At 44.1% G+C, this 707-nt stretch carries 1 protein-coding gene; it reads right to left on the bottom strand.

Features of this window, described 5'->3' with window-relative positions; translation table 11 throughout:
* Positions 1-153: 153 nt before the first annotated feature.
* Positions 154-707: IS110 family RNA-guided transposase (locus ACYQ3Q_RS28345; protein ID WP_459931730.1), on the bottom strand; the 554-nt coding region annotated here is incomplete at its 5' end.

Here is a 707-nt window from a genome sequence, read left to right as displayed (position 1 = left end):
TAAGTCCTTCGGTAATATGTCAAGACCCTAAGCGAGTCAATTTTTCAACAAATTAATAATTAGTGGTTAAAAAAGGCAATAAGAAACCATCTCATTCCCAAAATGATATGGGAAAAAGTTACAAAAATGGGATCTTAATTATCTTGTTCATGCTTAGTTTGCATTCCCCCTATTGCCATGTGGCATATAGATTTGGTTGCTGCGTAGCAGAGCATCAACCATACGGACGAGTTTACGTGCAGTAAGCACGAGAGCACGGCGATGATGGTGAGTCTTACTTTCCGAGAATTTACGTTGGTAGAAGGCTTTATACTCTGGTTCCTTTTGGCGTACTAAGTTAGCAGCCTGGACGATATAACTGCGCAAGTAGGTGTTGCCGGTTCGGGTTAAGGGTGTGTCATCGGCTGTAAAATTACCTGACTGGTGAGAACGCCAGGTTAACCCAATAAACTTTGCTAAGGCTCCTTCATTCGGAAAACGACGGATGTCTCCAATCTCAGCAATAATACCCGCTGAAAGCACAGGGCCAATACCGGGAATGGTAATGAGCGTATTAGGAAAATGCCTGATTTCTGCTTCGATCGCCTTATCGATTTTCTTTACCTGCTTCTCTAAAGCGTGGATGGTTTCGATGCTCGTGGCTAGGATAAGGTTAATGGGTTGCAATAGGCTTCCATGTAGTCGATGGGCCTTGCGGGCGGCTTCCT

The sequence above is a fragment of the Desulfosporosinus burensis genome, from assembly GCF_054657535.1.
This window is presented reverse-complemented; position numbering and strand designations above follow the sequence as displayed.